We start from the raw sequence: 20,083 nt of genomic DNA on the forward strand, positions 1-20,083 counted from the left end.
AAATAGTCCATTTTGTAATCTTGTGTATTGAAATATAAAATATTTACATATTTCACTCTATAGCACCAGTGCCCCATTTAGGAATTCTCTAAATGTATTGAGTCAGTCTTCAAAATCTGAAATTGCCAGTGCGGAATCACATTTTGGGGTAGATAAGAGTAACTCGATACAATCAAGCCTGACTGAAACGCAAACTCATAGCCAAAATGCGGCAAATGAGTATCGCTTAGCAATGGATTATCAGCAGGCAGCTAGTTATGCGCAAACCAATGGCTCATCAGTGTCGTATAATGACATCCCGCAGTTTGAATCATGGTTGAATAATCAGGTGGGTTCTGAGCAAGCAAGCTATTATCTCAATAGCCCGCAACAGCAAGGCAGTGCAGAGTTTAGAAATCTGGTACATAACTATCAGCAAGATTCAGCGGATCAGTTTAAACAAGAGTTCCTTGCTAATAAAGCACAACTTGAGTCATCAACGGGTGCGCAAATTCAGCATAATAGCGATAATAAGCTGGGTGGTGTAAGCGGCATTAACAGCGCATATCAATCTAATAATGCGGTGGTTGCAAATCAATATGGTCAAAGCAAGTCTGGGTTTGAGCAAAAGGTAAATGCTCAAGGTATTGATGTAGGTGCGCAAGCAGTTAACAAAACATTGGGTCAATTTGGGTTGCCTAATAATAGTTTTAAAGCAACCGATCCATCGAGCTTTAATCGACAAATGGTAATGCCTCCAAAGATGAATGTGCCAGTTGATGCGCAAGGTCAAGATTTGCGTTCAAGAGCCGATGCTTTAAGATCAGAGATAATGGAAAATAAAAAGAGCTATCTTGACAAAGCAGTTGAATCATCAAAAGCAGATGCTGGTAGTGCGTTAGGTATAGCTAACTTAAATGCAAACGCTGCTCCTGAAAGCGGTAAATTAGGTCGCGAGGCGTGGAATAATTTATTTGGTGATGGCAAATAATCATGTGTTATTTGCTGAATTTTATATATTTAGAAATATGCTGCTTAAATAATGGGAAACCAATTGTTTTGGCAATAATTAAATCACCAATAACTCCAGCGGCTACACAACCAAATATTAAAGAAATGAAGCTTATTGTGTTTGGGACTTGATTAAAAGCAAGGCTAACAGGTATATATAAGACAGCTATGATTAAGCATACTGCTGATACAATAAAAAATGCAATAGCCTCTTTTGCTTTGGATTTTTGTGCATCAGTGATTGTCAGCTTATCTTCTTCTGTTTTAACAATTTTAACTGCAACTGGTTCTTGAGATGACTGCCTTTCTTCTTTCATGAAGTCCATCATCTCTTTAGCCAGTTCAGGATTTGTTTCTGCGATTTTTAATAATCTTTCTTTTTGATTCTCGTTCATAGCATTATCCTTGTTTTTAGCAACTTTGCTCTCTGAGCAACCTAACATAAAATCGGTTAAAACGCAATCATTACCAATGATTAGCTAACCAAAAATTTCACTGTGTGATCCAAGTCTTGCGAGCTTTAAGACATCATCACCTTCTTTGCGATAAATTAAAAGCAAGTCGGGCTTTAAATGACATTCTCGATAACCTTGCCAGTTACCAATTAGATCATGGTCTCGCAGCTTAGGTTCAAGCGGGAGATCATTCACTAGGTAATTTAGAATCACGGGCAATATTTGACCGAGTTGATTTCTATGCTTGCCTTTTGACTCACGTTTGAAGTCTTTTTTGAATGTGTTTGCTCGCTCAATCGTCCGCATTCAAATCATCCATTAGTGCATCAATGGAGTTAAACTTTTTGCCTTTACCTGTTTCTAGCTCGTTAATGGCATCAAGTGTTTGTTTATTTGGCACTTTTACTTCAAACGGTAATCGATGTTCATCGGCAACTCTGAGCATCAGCAAGCGAATAGCATCAGAAATAGACAGCCCCATTGCCTGCAATGCTTCTGCGGCTCTTTCTTTGGTATTCATGTCAATTCTTGCTCTTACGTAGGTATTGTTTGTACTCATTATCATCTCCAATGTGTACCTGTCCTTTAATTGTAGTCCATTTGTGACTACAAAGCAATTTTCAACCAACCCATAAGGAAATAAAAATGGAAAAAATGAAAGAAAAGGGGAAAGTCAACATCCTGAAACTATCAATCACAGCATCAATGGCAGCGTCATTGTTGATACTCTCAGGTTGTGCAGCGATAGGAACAGCGATAAAACATCGAAATTTGGAGGTGAGTTCAAAAACCTCTGAGTCAATATTTCTTGACCCTGTTTCATCTGCTGATAAGACGGTTTACATTCAAGTAAAAAGTACATTAACCGAGGATTTTAAAGGCTTAAAAGAAATATTAGCGCAAGATTTGCAAAACAATGGTTGGCAGGTTGTCAATGATATAGACAAAGCCCATGACATGATTCAAATCAATGTCCTGCAAGCTGGTCAGGCTAAAAATGAAGCGGCTGCATGGGGTGCTTTAAGTGGTGGTTTTGGGGCGGATATTCTTACTGGCGGTTTAGTTGGACTTGCTGCGGGTGTGGCGACTGATTCCGTAGGCGCTGGCATTGGTGTAGGTGCTGCGGTTACCGGTGTTTCATGGTTGGCTAATCAGTTAGTTGAAAACGTTTATTACAGCATGATCACCGATGTGCAAGTATCGGTTAAAGTCAATGGTGAGGTAACGCAAACCACTCAAGCAAACTTGGCACAGGGATCACAGACTGCGACCAAGCAAACCTATAGTCAAAAAACAAATTGGGTACGTTATCGAACACGCATTGTATCGGTAGCAAATCAAGTAAATTTGAAATTTGAAGAAGCCAAGCCTGAGTTGCAGGCTCAGGTGGCTAAACAAGTATCAGGTATTTTGGGTTAATTCAATTTGATTTAACCAAAGCAAGTAAAGCAAACGTTGCTCGTCTGATCCTTAGGTGTTTGTCTTATTCATCAGACTTTATTATTTTTCTGGAGTATTCAACAATGACCCCGCAAAAAACAAAATCATTCATTCGCGGCACCCAGATATTTTTTTATAATCTGGCGATGTTTGTTCAGAGCATGAGGCGCATCGGCATATGGGCAGTTTTAATTTACATTGGCATATTTATTGTGTTGATGTTTTTATTGACCAGTATGGCGGATGTGAAAACCTTATCTGTGCAAATATGGGCAAATTTTCTAAACTCAATCACATTGGGGAATAAGATAGTAGCGAGTGATGCAGCCCGCGGTATCTCGTTAACTGCTGCACAAATTGCTAATAACCCCATTGATCAATCGTATTTTACAGAAGCCTTACAGCGATTTACCACACATGCCATTATTTCGGCATTGATTGGTGGTGTCATATATTTGATTGCGATGGCGTTTTTTATTCGTGCTTTTGTTAAAAAGGGCGATAAAAACAGTCTTGATCAATTTATATCTGGCACAACGTTAGCCAGGAGTGAAAAGCAAACCATTAGATCAGTCAACAAATCCAAAGAGGGTGCGGGTGATATTACAATCGCTAATGCATTGCCTTTGCCCAGATTGTCTGAGCGGCAAGGTATCTTTATTCATGGTTCCATTGGTACGGGTAAAACTCAAGTGATTATGTATTTACTGGATGAGATTAAGCGCACTGGTGATGTTGCTATTGTTTACGACAAAGAATGTACCCTAAAACCCTACTTCTTTAATGAAGCAACCGATAAAGAGCTAAACCCATTATCGGTACTTTGTGAAAACTGGGATATTTGGAAAGAGTGTAAAACGCCAATTGAAATGGGTTCTTTAGCGACTTACCTTATGCCGAAGGCAGTACAGGGCAGTGATCCCTTTTGGGTTGATGCAGCACGTACTATTTTTGCTACTGTGGCATGGAAAATGCGTGATCAGCCAGATAAAAATGTGATCAAGTTGTTACAAGTTTTATTAACTACTTCATTAGATGAGTTGCGCGGCATATTAAAAGGTACCGAAGCAGAAAACCTAGTGTCAAAAGATATTGAAAAAACAGCTATCTCGATACGTGCGGTGATGGCTACATATACCAAATCACTCAGGTTCTTAGAGGGTCTTGATAAAGATAAGTTAAAAAAACCTTTTGCAATTCGTGATTGGATACAGGCACAAGTGATGAGTAATGCAAACCAAAAAGGCTGGCTGTTTGTGACTTCACGCGCTAACTTTCATGCTGAGATTAAACCGCTTATATCGGCATGGTTAGGTATGGCATTAAAATCGATTCAATCATTACAACCCAATCCAACAAGACGGGTATGGGTGATTATGGATGAAAAAGCCAGTTTAAACCGACTAGAGGGCTTTTCTGATATTGTTGCTGATATTCGCAAGTTTGGTGGCTGTGTTGTGCTTGGTTTACAAAGTCACTCACAAGTCAACTTTATCTATGGGCGTGATGAAGCCAACGCCATTACAGATAACATGAACACCAGTGTTTACTTTAGATCACCCAAAAAACAAGTTGCTGAATGGGTATCGCAAGACTTGGGAGAGCATGTTTTAGAAGAAATCAGGGAGAGCCAGTCCTATGGTCCCAACACCATACGTGATGGTAATACCATAGCCAGACAACGCGTCACCAGAAGAACGGTTGATACTGGCACCATTATGAACCTTGAAAATTTAAACTGTTATGTGAGATTAGCAGGCAACCATCCTATTACTCGACTTGCTATTGATTATAAGGAGCGCAAACAACTACTAGAACAACCACTGATAGAACGCGCTATTGATTACGATGCGATCGAAAAAGTGACATTGGAAGCTTTGAAAGCGGAAAACAACCCAGAGCGTGATGAGGCGGTTAAAGTGGAGCAAAAGGTTAATCAGGTTAATGATAAGGTTGGAAGTAATGCCAACTTTGTAGAAGTAGTGGAGGCGGAAGATAATCAAGCTCATAAAGTTGAAGAACAAGAAAGCACATATGTATTTCATCAGTTATAAATCAAGAGCAATGCAATTTCGATATAGCTATGGAGTATGCCGATTTGACTTTGTCGTAAAATGAGCAGAGAGCAGAAGAATAATCTTGGATCGAAGTTCCAATCTCTGACATGACATAATCATCGAGTTTTTATTTTTTAAGATACTCAATAGTGTTATATTATCAATATAAGCTGATGTTACTAAAAACAAAATGATTAGAGATTTTGAAGCAATTATAAAACTAAGTGATGATGAGGAAGAAAAATTTGCTAAGTTCATCCAAGCAAAGCGTAAGCAATTGATTCTCCCGCCAAAAGATACCGCTAGGAAGGCAATGGAATCGAACAAAGAGGAAATTGAGGGGTTGCTAAAAAATAAACTTATTACTGAATCTATTACTAAATTAAGGCAATATTCATATGATGAATTTTTGCTAGAGGAGTCACATTTTAATGGCGTAGTATTAAGTGAAATAGCTAAAAAATTTAATGCTCCTCAAAAAATACTACATAATATCTCGTTAAACCTTCATCAATTTAAAGACCTTTCTCAAATTGATTTCCAAGAAAAAGTAAGATTTTTCTTTGGTGAATTTGCTGGATGTATAAGCCCATATATTTATCAACTATGTCTGAGTAATACTCAGTCAAGAAGATCAAGGGCAGGTAAAGTATTTGAGGGGATAATATACTTTCTGTATGAATACTTTGGCTTTTCTTATGATTCGCAAGCATCCATTGGCAAAAAAGCATTTTCAAGTCTGGGTTTAGGGAAGGTCGTTGATTCAATTTTACCAAGCACTAAAGCATTTCAAGAATTTAGAAATAAAACAATAGTTGGGTCAATGAAAACTACCCTGCGAGAAAGATGGCAGGAAGTGGTAGAGGAGATATCAAGGTCGAATTTACCAAATATTTATTTACTAACAGTTGATGATGATATTTCAACATCAAAAGCCAAGCAAATGGCGGAGCATAATATTGTTTTAGTTGTTCGCAGTGACGTAAAAACCATTAAGCATTTGAATGATATGAGAAATATTATTGATTTTGAAACATATTTTGATAAAGAAATCCCTAGTGTTATTAACTACTGGGGGAAGTGTAGTGACTAAGATTGTTGATTTATTTGCAGGAATTGGCGGCATTAGGCTTGGTTTTGAGCAAGCTTTTGAGGACGCAAAGTGTGTATTTACCTCAGAAATTGATAAACACGCAATTATCACATATCAAGCAAATTTTAATGGGGCAGAGGTTAACGGTGATATTACCACTATTGAAGAATCGCACATTCCAGAGCATGATATTCTGTTAGCAGGATTCCCTTGCCAGCCATTTTCTCAAGCGGGGTTAAAAAAGGGATTTTCTGACACCAGAGGTACTTTGTTTTTTGATATTGAAAGAATACTTAAATATCGGAAGCCAAAGGCTTTTTTATTAGAAAATGTTAAACAATTAAAAGGGCATGATAAAGGGAATACTCTAAAAACAATACTAGACCATCTACATGGCATAGGCTATAAAAACACCAAGTATGAAGTTTTAAAAGCTAGAGATTTTGGCATACCTCAAAATCGTGAAAGAATTTATATTGTTGGATTCCTTGATGAAAATATAAAATTTGATTTTCCCAATCCATTGAATAAAAAAACACGTGTAGGTGATATTCTAGAAGATAATGTAGATGACAAATACACTATATCAGATAGACTTTGGTCTGGGCATAAGCGCCGTAAACTAGAAAATAAAAAAAATGGTAAAGGTTTTGGCTATGGCTTATTTAATAAGAGCTCCGAATACACCAATACATTATCTGCCAGATACTACAAGGATGGTAGTGAGATTTTAATTGAACAGAAAGGAAAAAACCCAAGAAAAATAACACCTATTGAAGCAAAAAGGCTTCAGGGGTTTCCAGAAGATTTTAAAATTCCAGTTTCAAATACTCAGGCTTATAAACAATTTGGAAATAGTGTATGCGTCCCAGTAATATATGCGATAGCAAGTAATATTCGCAAAGCATTAAATACGAAAAATTAGATGTGTTATCTGGTCTAAATGATCTTTTCAGTTTTCAATGCGTGTTGAGGGTAGCCATCTTGACGCTTTTTCACTCTGGTGCTATAGAGTGAAAAGTGTAAATATTTTCTGGGAAATCAGTTGAAAATCCTTTAGATAAAAGAAGTGTAGCACTCTTAGGCAGATTTGTCACTAACCGATTATTTTTGCTTGTAACTTTATGAGCTTGCTTAATCATCCTGCAACCCATAGGGTTGTAGTCAAGGTGCTTTTTATCGAGGGGAGGGAGGGGAGATGATGAGAAAGCAACCTTGACTAACTGTTGCTCAGTATAGTTGAGTAAATATTAACAACAACTTAATGCAGCATTTTTTTATCTACTTTTTTCAGGAATCTATGAACTAGCGACATTTAACTATTTAACAGGGCTTGTGATTAAAAAGGCAAAACAAACAGAAGTAGAGCAAGCTCATGTTATGTTTTTAATGTAATTTCTTGCTCGGCATAGCATTGATTTCACTATCATGAATATACTTTATTTTTTCAGCCATTATCTGCAAATCAAATAATAGTGGGCGGAAGCTTGGGTTACTCGTCGCCTTTAATACGCAGTTTTGATAAAGGTCTGTTTTATTTTCAACACTATCAGTCACTAGCTCATGGTAAAGTTTGGTTTTAGCAACTAACTCATATGTAGTCAGGCATGTACCAAAATTTATGGGGTCGCTGCCCATATTGATCACAAAATCATAGCTTAATATATTATTGTTTTGATCTTGAGCTACTCCAATTCCACCATTTGCCTTAAACAATTTTAAAGTTCGTTTCAGTAACTTTCTGGCGGTTTCAAAGTTTTTTTCATCCTCTGTTGTTTTAAATACAAGCTTTTGCATTAGTGACTTTTAATTCAATTTTTAACTGAAGCTATAGATTGTGGCTAAGCTTAAAACTTCAAGTGGATTCTGGTGTGGCTCACCAGAAAGGGAATAATCGGCGATCCACGGTGGTCATGCTAACCGTTTTGATTGTCAATTCAAGTAAAACACAACATAGCAAATATCAATCATTAGATAACTATTCATTCACGGAGGTAAAACATCATGATGTCAATTGGCGTTGTCAGTTCAGGCAGCAATGTACACAAGTATTTCATCGACAAAGATAATTACTATTTAACCGATAAGTCTGAGTTAAAAGAAGCGGCAACTTGGCATGGCAAAGGCGCTGAACTACTCGGGATTAAAGGTGAGCAAGTCGATGAAAAGTTATTTTTAGATTTACTTCATGGCAGGCTTCCTAACGGTGAGCAAGTTGGCATTATGCGTGATGGTTCTGTCAAACATCGCCCTGCAACGGACATTACCTTTTCAGCACCTAAATCGTTATCTATCATGGGTCTTGTTGCAGGTGATACACGCTTGATTGAAGTCCATAACAAAGCTGTTGAAAAAGCATTAGGCAAGATTGAAGCTTTGTATGCGGAAGCACGCATTACTGAAAATGGCATCACAAGTTATGAAAAAACGGGAAACTTAACCATTGCAACCTTTCGTCACACCTCATCCCGTGAAAAAGACCCGCAACTGCATACGCATGGCGTTACGATGAATTTTACGCAAAGAGAAGACGGGCAATGGCGTGCGCTATCTTCCCGACAAAAGAATGATGTACAGCATCTTGAAAATGGCTTTAGAGAAATGCTTTATGCCAATCAGCATTATCTGGGCATGATTTATAATAGTGAAATTGCTAAAGGCACTGTTGAATGTGGTTATGAAATCAAAGTTAAAGATCAATATGGCAACTTTGATATTGTTGGATTGTCACAAGACTATCTTGAAAGCCAATCTAAACGCAGAACACAGATTCTGGATAAGCTAGAAGAAAAAGGCTTTAGTGGCGCTAAAGCTGCGCAAAACGCTTGCTTAGACAGTCGTATTGCTAAAAGTAATATTTCACCGGATGAATTAAAAGCCGCATGGATTGAAGATGCGAAAGCACAAGGGGTTAGCCTTGGCAAAGTGTTTATGGAGTCTATTAACAACCTTGAGCAAGATGCCAAAAAAGAAGCAAAAGAAACAAAAGAAGCAGAAAAGGTAAATGAAACCAATAGCACTAAAAACAATACGCTGAAGACACAGCAAACCACAAAAACTTATGTTACCAGTGACTTACAAACACGATCACATAACGCTAAAGAAGCCATTAGTGACGCGATTGCTCATTTATCTCAATATGGCGTGCAGATAAAGCATGGGGATATTATTCGCCAAGCCTTTGTTTTTTCAGCCGGACTGGTTGAGCATGATCATTTAGAAGCGGTATTGTCGGATAAGCTTAAAACAGGTGAGCTTATTGGGCGTGAACATCAATACTATACGACAGATCAATTAGTAAAAGGTGAAAAAGATTTCATGCAGTCTGCCAAAGCATCAATGGCTAGTTCATGGTCAGTCAATCTTAATCGCTCTGGATTAGACGCCTCATTATTTGACCATAAAGATCGTTTGCAATTGGTTGATGTTAAAGGCTTACGCAATGAGGCGAAACTTATTGATGGACTGGTTAAAACGGCTGAGAACAACGGTTTAAATGTCTATGTATTGCATCAAAACTACTCGCGCTTAAATATGCTTAAAGAAGATGTCAAGCGTGATGGGTCAAGCTTATGGAAAACCTTTAAAAACCATTTCAAGCATGACTTACTGCAAACCGTTGGTAAGTTTGAGCATGATTATACGCAAAAGCTCAATAATCCCTTTGCTAAATTAAGCCAAAAGCAGGATTTAATTATTGTCGCAGATAGCCAAAAACTTGGCATTAAAGACGTTGAACGTTTAAATACATTAGCCGAAAAAGGTAAGGCTAAGATTGCCTTTTTAAATAACACCGAATCAACTCTTGGTTTTAGTGCGGGCAATCCAATGAAGCTATTAAAAGAGTCTGGTGTTAATCAGTTAAAATCACAAAGCATTTCCAAAGACACGTTAGTGGAGGTGGCAAGCTCCAGTGAATCACATAAGGCTTTAGCATATCATTATGCTGGCTTAGATAATGAAGCTAAAGAAAATATGCCTGTTGTGGCTTTTACCAATAAAGCGCAAGCAGAAATTACTGGAGAGATTCGTGACCACTTGAAAGAAAAGGGCGAACTTTCCTTGCAGGAGAACCACTACCAAACACTATCAACCAGTCGCTTAAGTGACATTGAAAAAACCAAAACACAATGCTATCAACTTGGTGATAGTGTGACATTGAATCCGTTTGCCCAAACTGGGAAAAATGAAAAAGGTGTAAAAAATGAAAAAAATGGCGAAAAGCACAAACAGCAAAACTATCTTGTGACCGGTATTGATCGCGACAATCAAGCTTTACATTTAACGAACCGTCACGGTGAGACAGCGCAATTGTCACTGAAAAAGGAAGATTTATTTCATGCTGATGGCAGCTTTAAAGTTAATTTTGAAGCCAATAAAAGCAAAACAATGGCAATTGCTGTCGGTGAAACACTGCGCGCCACTCGTAACCTTTATCTGGATTATCCGGTGGATTCAGTAAACAACGATGCTAAAAGCAGTGAAAGTAATAAGAATAGCAAGGTTGAAACAGTTGAAACCGTCAAAATTGACAAAAACAGCACCTTTAAAGTGCTATCAATTGCTGAAAATGGTATCCATATTCAGCACGACAATAAAAAAGATAAAACCATTTTTGTAGCCAATGAAAAGCTGCAAAGAAGTTTTATTGAGCATGGCTATGTCATTAAGCCGCATCAGTTAAACAAAGATACTGATAGTGCTTTAACTGCGCTTTCAAGTTATCAGGTTAATCAAAATAACATTGGTGAGATTGCTGAGTTTGCGAAAAAAGTCACCCTTTTTACCGACAATCCGGAAAAAAGCACCCAAGCTTTAAATGCACAGCAAGTCTCATGGTTAGCATTAGATGTCGCCAGTGGTAAAGCACAAAGCTATAACCCGATTGTACGGACTGAGGAAGCTATTAGAAAAGACTTAGAGGTGGTGGCTAAAGCCTTATCCGGTGATGACAAAACCAAGGCGGATACTGCTGTTTCTTATGGTATTGCGAAACTTGCTGAACGTGAAGCAGGATTTCATCTGAACGACTTACTCAAAGAGTCGATGAAATATGCTCTTGGTTCGGTATCACTTGAGGAGATTGAAAAAATCATTGCTGATAAGTCCAAGCAAGGGGATTTGCTAGTCACGGGACAAGCGGTCACAACACCTTGTGCCTATCAGTTAGAAAAAAGCATTATCCAAACCGTTAAAGACAACCACGGCAGTGTTATGCCCATCTACGATAAAGCACCAACACTAAGTAAAGAAATAAGCTTCACCCAAGGACAAAGAGATGCGGTGAGCTTAGCCTTAACCACCAATGATCGTTTCATTGGAGTGCAAGGGCTTGCCGGTACAGGAAAAACCACGATGATGAAAGAGTTAAAACAACATGCTGAAAAGGCTGGATTCAATATCATTGGCATTGCGCCAACACATAAGGCAGTGCAAATGCTTGATGAGTCTATCAATAAAGAAGTGACGGGTAGTCGCTTTGAAAAAGCAGGGATACCGGTGATTACTGCACATAGTTTTATTAATAAAGCAAATATAACGCATGATGGACACGATACGAACAAGATAGATAACAACAAAACACTGTTTATTATTGATGAGTCCTCGATGTTAGGTAATCGTATTTATCATGATATTCAAAAGAAAATTGTTAGTCTCAATGCCAGGGGCATCTTCTCAGGCGACATTAAGCAGCAGGTGGCAATTGAAAGCGGGAAACCACAAGAGTTAAGCATGAATAACGGCTTAAAATATGCCTCAATGAATGAAATTGTGCGCCAAAATCCTAACCCACAATTAAAAATGTCGGCGGTACTAGCCGCAGATAAGCAACCCGCTAGAGCATTGATCAATCTTGAAAGTATTAATCCTTTTGATCATATTCAGCGTAAGGATTTTTACAGTAGCGAGTCTATTTCGTTTATTGAAGTTGGTGCTGCAAAGGATGGTCAAGGCAAAGTATTACTAGATGACAACGGCAAACCCTCGTTAACTAATTTATATGATGCGATTGCTAAGGATGTATTAACACGCATACCAGAGCAGCGCGAAAATACCATTGTTGTGGCTTCAACACATAAAGATCGCCATGAGATAGATCAGCGTATTCGCCAAGGACTTATTAATGATGATCAGATTAAAAATGAAGTCAATGCAACTCGTTTAATGTCAAAAAACATTGATCAAGCTGATATGTTGCATGCTAAAAACTATGAGGTTGGTGACGTGCTGCGCTTTGAAAAAGGCTATTCAGTCGCCAAAAAAGGTGATCATATGCAGGTCATGAGTATTGATGAAAGTCAGAATAAATTGAATGTTAAAAACATAAATGACGGTAATAACTACAGCATTAATCCTGCCAGTATTGCTTTAAAAGCCGATATGAGTGTTTATAAAGAACTAGACGTAAAACTTGGTATTGGTGATCGAATCCGATTACGACAAAGTGATCCTAAGCGTGGTTGGGTCGGTGGTACTGAATATAAAGTCAGTGCTATTGAAGATGGTAAGGCTTATTTAAATCACATCAATGCACAGCAGAATAAGCACAATGACAATCATACCCAAACCCAGAGTCATGATCTAACCATTAACCTTGCGGATAAAAAAGATCAATTTTGGGATTATGCTTATACCAATACGACCTACAGTGTCCAAGGGGCGACCTCTAAATATTTTATTGGGCTAGCCGATGAAAATTATCGCTCTATGTATATTCAGCTAACACGCGCAAGCATGCAAGCAACGATATACACAGCGAACAAAATAAAGCTTCTTAATGGCTTAGAAGATGCTAGACAGCAACTGCAAGCTGATAAAATATCTGCTTATGAGATGCTACATCAAAGCCATCAGCAGAACGAAAACAAGGTGAATAAGGAAAACAATGAAAATAAGGGAAATAAAACATTAAACGAAATAAGAAACGCCTATGATAAGCATAATCAGCAAAATAATATTAAACTAAACGTTAATGGCAAGAGTATATCTACTGCTAAAACATCAGAAAAAACAGAAAAAACAGAAAAAACAGAATATATCGCTAAAGAAAAACCTGTTTTAGCCGATGATATTAAGCCACTTTTACGCCAGAGAATGGAGGAGTTAGCGATAAGTCTATTGGGTGAGCCTAACAAATCACTCTCAAATAAAACCCAATTACGGTTTGGTAAAAATGGCAGTTTAACGGTGAATTTAGAAAAGGCACAGTGGTTTTCACATGAAACAGGCAAAGGTGGAAACCCCTTTGATCTCATCAAACATGAGTTAAATTTTAGTGACTTTAAGGATGTCTTGGATTATGCCAAAAAGTTTGTCAATTACACCCCAGATATGCAGTATATTGCAGTTAAACCTAAGTCTACTGAGCAAATTAATCTTGAAGATGAAAAACGTCAAGAGAAAATGAAAGCCTTAGGTGATAGGTTATATCAGCAGTCTGTACCCATTAAAGGCACGCTTGGCGAAAAATATTTAGCCCACTTTCGTGGACTTTCTCATTATGAAAATGCGGATATTCGCTTTGTAAATTCGATTTCTGGCATCGATAAAACAACAGGCAATAGAATCTATACTCCGGCTATTTTATCGGTGGCTAGAGATGATAAAAATGCGCTTCACCATGTGCAAGTAATTCGATTAAATCAAGATGGTAGCAAAAATAAAGGGGTTAAAATCACCAAACAAACCTATGGTAAAATGAATGGCTTTGCCGTGGACTTAAACACCAAAGCCGATAAGTCTGTCACTTATCTTGCTGAGGGTGTTGAAACGGGTCTATCCATTTTAAAGGCTAACAATAAGGCACATGTGCTTGCTGTACTGGGTAAATCTAACTTTGCTAATATCAACTTAGACAAGCTTGCGGACAAGGTTGTTTTAGCATTGGATAACGATGGCATTAAATCATTAAGTGATCGAGTCATCAATGAAGCGATCAAGCGCATTGAAAATATTGGCAAGGAAGTCTACATTATCATGCCGGAAAAGCATAAGACAGATTTAAATGATGTGCTAAAAAATGACGGTTATCAGGCATTAACCAAGCTGATTAATAACCCAATAAAAGGCAGTGAGTTTGAAAAGCTGTCGCAAACAATTGATGTCAATAAATCGCTTAAAAATGAAGACATTAACCTTAATAAACTTGTTGATCAGATGCATAAATCTGAGCAGGTTATAAATGCAAAATCCATCAATGACAATAAGTTATTTGATAAAGGAATAGATATTGCCATTAGCACAATGCATATAAATCCTAAGAAATCAGAAATATATAAAGAAATATCTGCCAATGATCAGCAGTTAAATCGCATCAACCAACGATTAAATGATCAGATAAAAGATCAGGTAAGACGTGATCAGGTTGAAAATATTGCTGATAAAATACCAAAAACAGCGCATAAGGAAATGCCAAAATCACAAACTGTCAATAAGGAAATTGAGCGATAATTGTTAAAAATATTCTCCCATAAACACTGAAATAATTGATTTATCTGTCATTTTATCGCTCTTTTATTTTCCATTTTTTCCTTTCAAATAAGCCGATGTTTTGTTTTCGATCATTGTTATCAAGGTATCGGCATCAAAGAATTTACCGGTTGTTTTTGTTTTATCAAAGACACAGCGTATGATCTCTTTAACCACCTCGTTGGTTTCAATAGCGTATTTCACACCATCATCAATCACAACATCATTGGATTTCTCTAACGATGATTTATGCACTCTTAACCCTAAATCAAGCATATCTAGCGCAAAGTTAGCAGTTGATTTACTATCATTTTTGGCATGTTTTTCTAATTCTTCATAAACATTAGCGCCTATATCTAGTTTCATTTCCATTGGTTTTTATCCTCCTCTATTGGAATTGTTTTCATATTGTTTTTATCATTTGAAACATAAATACTTTTATATTCTTCGTCTTGAATTTGCCCGCATTTTTTCACTGTTTCATCCAGAGAAATGGTAAATATTTTCTTGGCAATCTCGGTGTCATTTATCTTGCCTAAAAGACATTTCGTACTTATCTGTGCGGCATGAACAAGGTGAGGTATCATAATATTTATTTGCTCAGTTAACTTTACTAAATGATTAATATCATCAGAAATAACAACATTTTCACCTTGTTTTTCTTCCTTGTTTTCCAGTATTTTTTCGCGAATTAAATGCTTAATTGCTAATCCCAATGATGGCTCATTGTTACTTTTCAACAATGCATTGTCATATGCTATTTTGGTTAAATACTCTTTCTCGGTTTCAGATAATCTTAAGGAGGTTGGGTATTGTTTTGATTCCATAATGCGTTTTTGCTTACTTATTCATGTAGCACATTGTATCACTTAAAGGATGGGCTTGCTAGGTTGCTGTATCACAATTTGCTACATTTAACGATTTTATAAGGCTGCCGCATGTAGTAGATTGTGCTACAACTAGGTTAACGAGCAAATCACTTGTACTACAATGTAGTTTTAACACGTAAATACGTCATCTTTATGGCAAGAAATGCTTATAAATAAAGGGTTTGCTGTGTATTACTTTTCGCTACAACACAAACAGGAGCATTTTTAATGATTTTACATTCTCTAAAAAAAGCCAAAAGCCTTTATTTATAAGGCTTTGATTAAGCCTTTTTAGGCAACACACCATTGCGTGGTGTGTGGGCGAGCCTAGGGTTCGTGTCAGGGATGCTTTGAATTTAATATAATGATTATGGTAACCATTATCGTTACTGTGGAGTGTGAAAAATAGGCAGACAACCCTACGTCGCATGAGTGGATTTTTTAGCTATTTAATCAAAGGAAAATGTAAAAAGTACTTGACAAGGTTTTTGGTGAAATTTTGAAATTCACAATCATATTTTAAGTGACAATCAAACACAAATAGTAAGCCAATAAAAATTGGTTTAGCTTAATTATTTTTTTTAATAAGTCACACCACATATTTAAAAAATAATATTTAAAACTAAAGGCACTATAGATCAAAAAATTAAGCTCTGAAAACCAATGGTATAATAGTCATTGTAAACATTAACAATAGGGAATAAAAAATTATGTCGCAATATCAATTTATAACAACTAACGATAATCAGAAAAACGTAAAAGTTTTAATGGGTTGGGACAGACCGCTACAGTACCACTACCTAGTCATTGAACACAATCAAAAATATTTGTACTCAAATTTGGATGATGACCATTTTCCTAAGGACTTAAATTATTTTTATGCAAAACTAAATCAGTTTGGTATTAATCCTCCAGATTCTCTTTACCAAAAATTACTACATGATGAGGCAGTCAATCGTGGCAATCATTTTGAAGATTATGGCAATGTTTAGGTGACTTATGCGAGAAGAGAATGCTGAAAAACTTGCACATCAAATCACTAAAAAAATACGTCAAATTTCATCAGATCATTTAGCATCAATCTTAACAGCATGTAATCAAATGATCTTAAACAATGTTTATACTGGTAATTCTGATAATATCATGATGCACATCATTAAGCATACATGTGAATTTTGTTTGAATGAAAACGAAAATAATAGTTCAAATAATCCTAGTGACATTATTTATCATTACACAGATATTAGTTTGAATTATAAAATTATTTTAAATGATATATACGACATGATGAGCCGCGTGATCGTTGACGAAGCGATACTAAAAAATATACCTTCATATCAAACATAATCTCACTTATTTTTATTTTTTTGTTTTACTCATTTTTAATTTTGATTTTATGGACTTAATATGTTTTGCTTTAGTTTCGTTTTTGTTTGATTGAAATAAGAAAAAATTTGTTGTTCGTTTTGCTAATATCTGCGATTAGTTTGTTAAAAGCAAATATGGCTTACCCCATTTGCCAATGTTGATTGTTACGTAATAAGCAACATCAAAATAATCTCTATATACATCACTTTCATTGTAATATTCCATGCTATATAAAATATTCATCGCATCATTTAAAAAAAATTGGCAATCACCAGTGAAGTTATCCTCAACATGCCGCTTGAATCTTAAATCTAAATGACCACGTTCACGCACATCATACTCACGCCTACGCGCATTGTGATAATTCTCTAAAAAGTCTAGCTTTCCGCTTCGGATGTTTAAAACAATTGTACTGTAATACTCAACTGCAAGCGTGCAAGTAACACCATACTTTTTGGCGAGTGCTTTAATTTGCGGTTGAATGCTTTTCTTTTTTACTTGGGTCATATATGCCATAGTTTTCACTCCTTTTTTATTTTTTTGCTTGTATTTATTAATATCGATGGTATTGATTAGAATGACGCGGTATTGGGATAATCTAAGTTCATTCTGGTTAGTTCTGATGGCGTGAGCTGATAATCTGCCTTGAGCTTGGCATATGGCTCTTCATAGTCTGTCATTGAATGAATAAGACTATCTACGATACAAAGCACTGAATCATACCCTTCCAATTTAACCAATATGTTTGACCAGTCACCAAATCCTACGACTTGAATCGTTTTCCCATTATTTAATGTATATGTGTTATGCATTGTCATATTTCCTTTTTTCTTGGTTTGTGTGTGTTCACACCCCTTTTGCAACAAGCCTTAAAAAATTAAATGCAAGGGTGCCGTAGGCACTTGCGTAGCCCTTGCATTTCAATTTTGGCTTGTTAAAAAAGAAAATATTACTAGGCTATCACGCTGCAAGCGTGATTCCTTTTTATCGGCTTTGTCTTCGTGTTTATTTTTTGAGACTTTAGGGAAGAACTTTAAAAGAGATTTAGTGAGAGAAAAAATTAAAAATTACGATAAATATTTTAAACCATTTTCATCAACGAGATTAATCAGTTTTAAAATAGCACCCTTAGCTTGTCGTGTGCCCTGCTCAAGACTTTTAACCATCGCTGGACTGATATTAAGAAATCTAGCAAAAACAGCTTGGCTGACGTTTTGACGTTCCCTAATCGCTTTTATATCATCGCCTGTATATTCGTATACTGTTGGCGTTTCAACTTCAGTTAATTCGCGTAATGTTGTTTTGTCAATAATACCACTGGTATATAGATCATTTGACAAGTCGTTTATGGTTTCTCTTATACTGCTCATCATATCACCTCAAATAGTTTTTTATCTTCGATTAACGTTTGCACATCACTATCACTTAATGATAGCAATATGCTAGACAACTTTTTAAAGTCCACAAGCTCGCGCTTTGTGAAGTTTTCTTTTTCATTCTTTTTAAAACAATGCACCCAGTAACATACAACGCCATCACTAAAAACAATAATGGTTCGACTGCTGCCACTTTTGCCTTTATTGTCTGTCGCTACTCTAAGCTTATATAAGCTACCACCTAATGCATATCTTTGTTTACCCAAGTCATCCAGTGAAGCAAAGTAATTTAACGTTTTTTTTAAATCTGCATCGCTAATATGTTTTGATTCACTTGCAAACTTTTTTATTTTATAATTTTTCATGCTTAAAATTGTTAGCGACGTAATACATAGTATTATAATACATTGACTTATTTTGTCAATTAGATAGTGAAGTGGAAATTTAAAAATAACAATATAAAAATAAGGAAGGAAATAACATGCCAAGCATTACAAAACCATCTGCACCCAGTTATATGACGCTACCTAAAAAGGTTAGAATTACCGAAGAAACTTACATTAAAATGCTAGAGTATTTAGATTGGAATCCATCACTTGATGGCGAAAATGATATTGATTTTTTAATTGAGGAATCCATTAAAATTGCACTCGAATCTGATAAAGATTTTAAGCGTAGAAATAAAGTGAAGAAAGCAGCAGTAGTTAAGGAAGGAGTGACTGCATAATGCAGTCTACTAATTCGCTTAATATCGATACTCAGGGATGCGTTCGATTTCGTTATCAATGCGATACGTCATATCATCACAGTAAACATTTTCTAGCCTCTTAATCGTTGCATGCTCCAGTATCTCATACCCGCATTCATTAGTTGCCGTAAATTTCGGCGGGTATTCACTAAACAACACTTCATAGGTATCACTGCCAAAGCAATAACGGATATATACATAACCCTCTAAACGCCTTGCATTGACTTTAAACATCAGTGTCATTTCATCTAAGCGCTTAAAGTCATGCGCACCCCAACTCCAAACCAAGGTTCTTCCACCTGTAAATAATTGCTGTATGATTGTGTTTACGTAATAGTTTTTATCATTCATGGTTGTGCTCCTTTTGCAGCTTTCTTTTTGGTTGTTTCTATTTTTTCGCTTTGTGTGTGATCACAACCCTTTTGCAACAAGCCTTAGAAAATTAAATGCAAGGGTGCCGTAGGCACTTGCGTAGCCCTTGCATTTCAATTTTGGCTTGTTAAAAAAGAAAATATTACTAGGCTGTCAATCACTGCGTGATTGACTCCTTGTCGAGAAAGTTTTTTGATAACCCATTTGCTCTACATTGTGCAAATTTAAAAACATTGACTATGATTACTCTATGCGCTTGAGCGGTCGAAACTAGGCGTTTTTATTAATTTTATTTAGTATTCTCTTGCTCAGGCGCACAACCTCTATAAAACACATGAACTGCCCAATTGACCATAACCGCATTAAAAGCTAATATTCGTGCAAAACAATATTGAGTAGCACAATTACTATGCGTGATGACGAAACGAAAATCATGGCTATTGATGCCAAAGTTAAAGCCCTGCGTGCTAAAAACACCGATGACATGATGCTGTTAACCGAAATGATTGATGAGATGCTATTTTTCAGAGAAATTATGGAAAATTCTAAGCCAGAGCAACTAAATGCCTACTGTCAGAAATATACCATTTTTTTCTACTTTGCAAAATTACTGGAGAATCTTGCGGATACACTCGCCAGCGCTAAAGCCTAAAATTTCCTGTTTTACGACCACGATCGTGGTTTTAAAAAATGGAAAAAAGGCACTTAAAACTATTGCCCATCACTACGGGCTATGGATGAGTAGACCGACCAAATTTCTTCAGTCAGCCCCTCCGCAGAACCGGACGTGCGAAACTATCGCATCCGGCTCCCGAGTAAATTACATGCTGGTGCAACTTCGGTAGT

21 protein-coding genes are annotated in these 20,083 nt (G+C 36.6%); 10 read left to right on the plus strand and 11 right to left on the minus strand.

The annotated features are described in order from the left end of the window. The first annotated feature begins 97 nt into the window (after positions 1-97). Positions 98-970: a hypothetical protein gene (locus tag F3D68_RS07495; protein WP_151193824.1), complete on the plus strand. Its 873-nt coding sequence runs from the start codon at positions 98-100 to the stop codon at positions 968-970. Positions 971-977: 7 nt separating this feature from the next. On the opposite strand, the gene F3D68_RS07500 is transcribed toward F3D68_RS07495, so the two are convergent. The 3 genes from F3D68_RS07500 to F3D68_RS07510 form a co-directional block, all read right to left on the minus strand. After that, on the minus strand, positions 978-1,385 hold the full coding sequence (locus F3D68_RS07500) for a hypothetical protein (RefSeq protein WP_151193825.1): 408 nt from the start codon (positions 1,383-1,385) through the stop codon (positions 978-980). 84 nt (positions 1,386-1,469) lie between these two features. After that, positions 1,470-1,751 (minus strand): type II toxin-antitoxin system YafQ family toxin, encoded by a 282-nt coding sequence (locus F3D68_RS07505; protein WP_151193826.1) that lies wholly within the window; start codon positions 1,749-1,751, stop codon positions 1,470-1,472. Beyond that, entirely contained in the window at positions 1,738-2,004 is a 267-nt protein-coding gene (locus tag F3D68_RS07510; RefSeq protein WP_151193827.1) for a type II toxin-antitoxin system RelB/DinJ family antitoxin, read from the minus strand. Before F3D68_RS07510 ends, F3D68_RS07505 begins: the two co-directional genes overlap by 14 nt. An 86-nt stretch (positions 2,005-2,090) precedes the next feature. Here F3D68_RS07510 and F3D68_RS07515 point away from each other — a divergent pair, with 86 nt between their 5' ends. From F3D68_RS07515 to F3D68_RS07530, 4 genes are all read left to right on the plus strand, one after another. Then, on the plus strand, positions 2,091-2,864 hold the full coding sequence (locus tag F3D68_RS07515) for a complement resistance protein TraT (protein WP_151193828.1): 774 nt from the start codon (positions 2,091-2,093) through the stop codon (positions 2,862-2,864). A 104-nt stretch (positions 2,865-2,968) separates the two neighbouring features. Further along, on the plus strand, positions 2,969-4,939 hold the full coding sequence (gene traD / locus F3D68_RS07520) for a type IV conjugative transfer system coupling protein TraD (RefSeq protein WP_151193829.1): 1,971 nt from the start codon (positions 2,969-2,971) through the stop codon (positions 4,937-4,939). A gap of 193 nt (positions 4,940-5,132) precedes the next feature. Then, a complete protein-coding gene (locus F3D68_RS07525) occupies positions 5,133-6,035 on the plus strand; it encodes a type II restriction endonuclease (protein ID WP_151193830.1) in 903 nt (300 codons plus the stop codon). Continuing rightward, entirely contained in the window at positions 6,028-6,960 is a 933-nt protein-coding gene (locus F3D68_RS07530; protein WP_151193831.1) for a DNA cytosine methyltransferase, read from the plus strand. The genes F3D68_RS07525 and F3D68_RS07530 overlap by 8 nt, the downstream gene beginning before the upstream one ends. Positions 6,961-7,421: 461 nt before the next feature. Here F3D68_RS07530 and F3D68_RS07535 read toward each other — a convergent pair whose 3' ends face one another. Continuing rightward, positions 7,422-7,832: a hypothetical protein gene (locus F3D68_RS07535; RefSeq protein ID WP_151193832.1), complete on the minus strand. Its 411-nt coding sequence runs from the start codon at positions 7,830-7,832 to the stop codon at positions 7,422-7,424. Between the two features lie 207 nt (positions 7,833-8,039). Here F3D68_RS07535 and traI point away from each other — a divergent pair, with 207 nt between their 5' ends. Beyond that, the gene (gene traI / locus F3D68_RS07540) at positions 8,040-14,486 is read left to right on the plus strand and encodes a conjugative transfer relaxase/helicase TraI (RefSeq protein ID WP_151193833.1); all 6,447 of its coding nucleotides are present in this window, start codon (positions 8,040-8,042) and stop codon (positions 14,484-14,486) included. A gap of 63 nt (positions 14,487-14,549) precedes the next feature. Here the strand turns inward: traI and F3D68_RS07545 are convergent, their stop codons facing one another. Together F3D68_RS07545 and F3D68_RS07550 are read right to left on the minus strand one after the other, a co-directional pair. Further along, complete coding sequence (locus F3D68_RS07545; RefSeq protein WP_151193834.1) at positions 14,550-14,876, minus strand: hypothetical protein; 327 nt, start codon at positions 14,874-14,876, stop codon at positions 14,550-14,552. Continuing rightward, a complete protein-coding gene (locus F3D68_RS07550) occupies positions 14,867-15,331 on the minus strand; it encodes a hypothetical protein (RefSeq protein WP_151193835.1) in 465 nt (154 codons plus the stop codon). The genes F3D68_RS07545 and F3D68_RS07550 overlap by 10 nt, the downstream gene beginning before the upstream one ends. A gap of 752 nt (positions 15,332-16,083) precedes the next feature. Between F3D68_RS07550 and F3D68_RS07555 the strand changes: the two genes are divergently transcribed. Together F3D68_RS07555 and F3D68_RS07560 are read left to right on the plus strand one after the other, a co-directional pair. Then, positions 16,084-16,365, plus strand: a complete 282-nt coding sequence (locus tag F3D68_RS07555; protein WP_151193836.1) for a hypothetical protein — start codon at positions 16,084-16,086, stop codon at positions 16,363-16,365. A 7-nt stretch (positions 16,366-16,372) separates the two neighbouring features. Further along, the gene (locus F3D68_RS07560) at positions 16,373-16,720 is read left to right on the plus strand and encodes a hypothetical protein (protein WP_151193837.1); all 348 of its coding nucleotides are present in this window, start codon (positions 16,373-16,375) and stop codon (positions 16,718-16,720) included. A 135-nt stretch (positions 16,721-16,855) separates the two neighbouring features. Here F3D68_RS07560 and F3D68_RS07565 read toward each other — a convergent pair whose 3' ends face one another. The 4 genes from F3D68_RS07565 to F3D68_RS07580 form a co-directional block, all read right to left on the minus strand. Further along, positions 16,856-17,257 (minus strand): hypothetical protein, encoded by a 402-nt coding sequence (locus F3D68_RS07565; protein ID WP_151193838.1) that lies wholly within the window; start codon positions 17,255-17,257, stop codon positions 16,856-16,858. Positions 17,258-17,313: 56 nt separating this feature from the next. Further along, positions 17,314-17,553 (minus strand): hypothetical protein, encoded by a 240-nt coding sequence (locus F3D68_RS07570; protein WP_151193839.1) that lies wholly within the window; start codon positions 17,551-17,553, stop codon positions 17,314-17,316. A gap of 255 nt (positions 17,554-17,808) precedes the next feature. Then, entirely contained in the window at positions 17,809-18,111 is a 303-nt protein-coding gene (locus F3D68_RS07575) for a helix-turn-helix domain-containing protein (protein WP_162902239.1), read from the minus strand. After that, complete coding sequence (locus F3D68_RS07580) at positions 18,111-18,482, minus strand: type II toxin-antitoxin system RelE/ParE family toxin (protein WP_151193840.1); 372 nt, start codon at positions 18,480-18,482, stop codon at positions 18,111-18,113. The genes F3D68_RS07575 and F3D68_RS07580 overlap by 1 nt, the downstream gene beginning before the upstream one ends. A gap of 116 nt (positions 18,483-18,598) precedes the next feature. Here F3D68_RS07580 and F3D68_RS07585 point away from each other — a divergent pair, with 116 nt between their 5' ends. After that, positions 18,599-18,844, plus strand: coding sequence for a hypothetical protein (locus tag F3D68_RS07585; protein WP_151193841.1), 246 nt, complete (start codon positions 18,599-18,601; stop codon positions 18,842-18,844). A gap of 18 nt (positions 18,845-18,862) precedes the next feature. On the opposite strand, the gene F3D68_RS07590 is transcribed toward F3D68_RS07585, so the two are convergent. Then, positions 18,863-19,216 (minus strand): hypothetical protein, encoded by a 354-nt coding sequence (locus F3D68_RS07590; RefSeq protein ID WP_151193842.1) that lies wholly within the window; start codon positions 19,214-19,216, stop codon positions 18,863-18,865. Between the two features lie 430 nt (positions 19,217-19,646). Between F3D68_RS07590 and F3D68_RS07595 the strand changes: the two genes are divergently transcribed. Continuing rightward, positions 19,647-19,889: a hypothetical protein gene (locus F3D68_RS07595; RefSeq protein WP_151193843.1), complete on the plus strand. Its 243-nt coding sequence runs from the start codon at positions 19,647-19,649 to the stop codon at positions 19,887-19,889. Positions 19,890-20,083: the final 194 nt, after the last annotated feature.

This window comes from Cysteiniphilum sp. JM-1 (assembly GCF_008711525.1).
Lineage (GTDB): Bacteria > Pseudomonadota > Gammaproteobacteria > Francisellales > Francisellaceae > Caedibacter.

Excerpts from the sequence above, each read along its gene's own strand:
- F3D68_RS07500 (WP_151193825.1), bottom strand. The coding sequence starts at position 1,385 with ATGAACGAGAATCAAAAAGAAAGATTATTAAAAATCGCAGAAACAAAT.
- F3D68_RS07505 (WP_151193826.1), bottom strand. The coding sequence starts at position 1,751 with ATGCGGACGATTGAGCGAGCAAACACATTCAAAAAAGACTTCAAACGT.
- F3D68_RS07510 (WP_151193827.1), bottom strand. The coding sequence starts at position 2,004 with ATGAGTACAAACAATACCTACGTAAGAGCAAGAATTGACATGAATACC.
- F3D68_RS07515 (WP_151193828.1), top strand. The coding sequence starts at position 2,091 with ATGGAAAAAATGAAAGAAAAGGGGAAAGTCAACATCCTGAAACTATCA.
- traD (WP_151193829.1), top strand. The coding sequence starts at position 2,969 with ATGACCCCGCAAAAAACAAAATCATTCATTCGCGGCACCCAGATATTT.
- F3D68_RS07525 (WP_151193830.1), top strand. The coding sequence starts at position 5,133 with ATGATTAGAGATTTTGAAGCAATTATAAAACTAAGTGATGATGAGGAA.
- F3D68_RS07535 (WP_151193832.1), bottom strand. The coding sequence starts at position 7,832 with ATGCAAAAGCTTGTATTTAAAACAACAGAGGATGAAAAAAACTTTGAA.
- traI (WP_151193833.1), top strand. The coding sequence starts at position 8,040 with ATGATGTCAATTGGCGTTGTCAGTTCAGGCAGCAATGTACACAAGTAT.
- F3D68_RS07545 (WP_151193834.1), bottom strand. The coding sequence starts at position 14,876 with ATGGAAATGAAACTAGATATAGGCGCTAATGTTTATGAAGAATTAGAA.
- F3D68_RS07550 (WP_151193835.1), bottom strand. The coding sequence starts at position 15,331 with ATGGAATCAAAACAATACCCAACCTCCTTAAGATTATCTGAAACCGAG.
- F3D68_RS07555 (WP_151193836.1), top strand. The coding sequence starts at position 16,084 with ATGTCGCAATATCAATTTATAACAACTAACGATAATCAGAAAAACGTA.
- F3D68_RS07560 (WP_151193837.1), top strand. The coding sequence starts at position 16,373 with ATGCGAGAAGAGAATGCTGAAAAACTTGCACATCAAATCACTAAAAAA.
- F3D68_RS07565 (WP_151193838.1), bottom strand. The coding sequence starts at position 17,257 with ATGGCATATATGACCCAAGTAAAAAAGAAAAGCATTCAACCGCAAATT.
- F3D68_RS07570 (WP_151193839.1), bottom strand. The coding sequence starts at position 17,553 with ATGCATAACACATATACATTAAATAATGGGAAAACGATTCAAGTCGTA.
- F3D68_RS07575 (WP_162902239.1), bottom strand. The coding sequence starts at position 18,111 with ATGAGCAGTATAAGAGAAACCATAAACGACTTGTCAAATGATCTATAT.
- F3D68_RS07580 (WP_151193840.1), bottom strand. The coding sequence starts at position 18,482 with ATGAAAAATTATAAAATAAAAAAGTTTGCAAGTGAATCAAAACATATT.
- F3D68_RS07585 (WP_151193841.1), top strand. The coding sequence starts at position 18,599 with ATGCCAAGCATTACAAAACCATCTGCACCCAGTTATATGACGCTACCT.
- F3D68_RS07590 (WP_151193842.1), bottom strand. The coding sequence starts at position 19,216 with ATGAATGATAAAAACTATTACGTAAACACAATCATACAGCAATTATTT.
- F3D68_RS07595 (WP_151193843.1), top strand. The coding sequence starts at position 19,647 with ATGCGTGATGACGAAACGAAAATCATGGCTATTGATGCCAAAGTTAAA.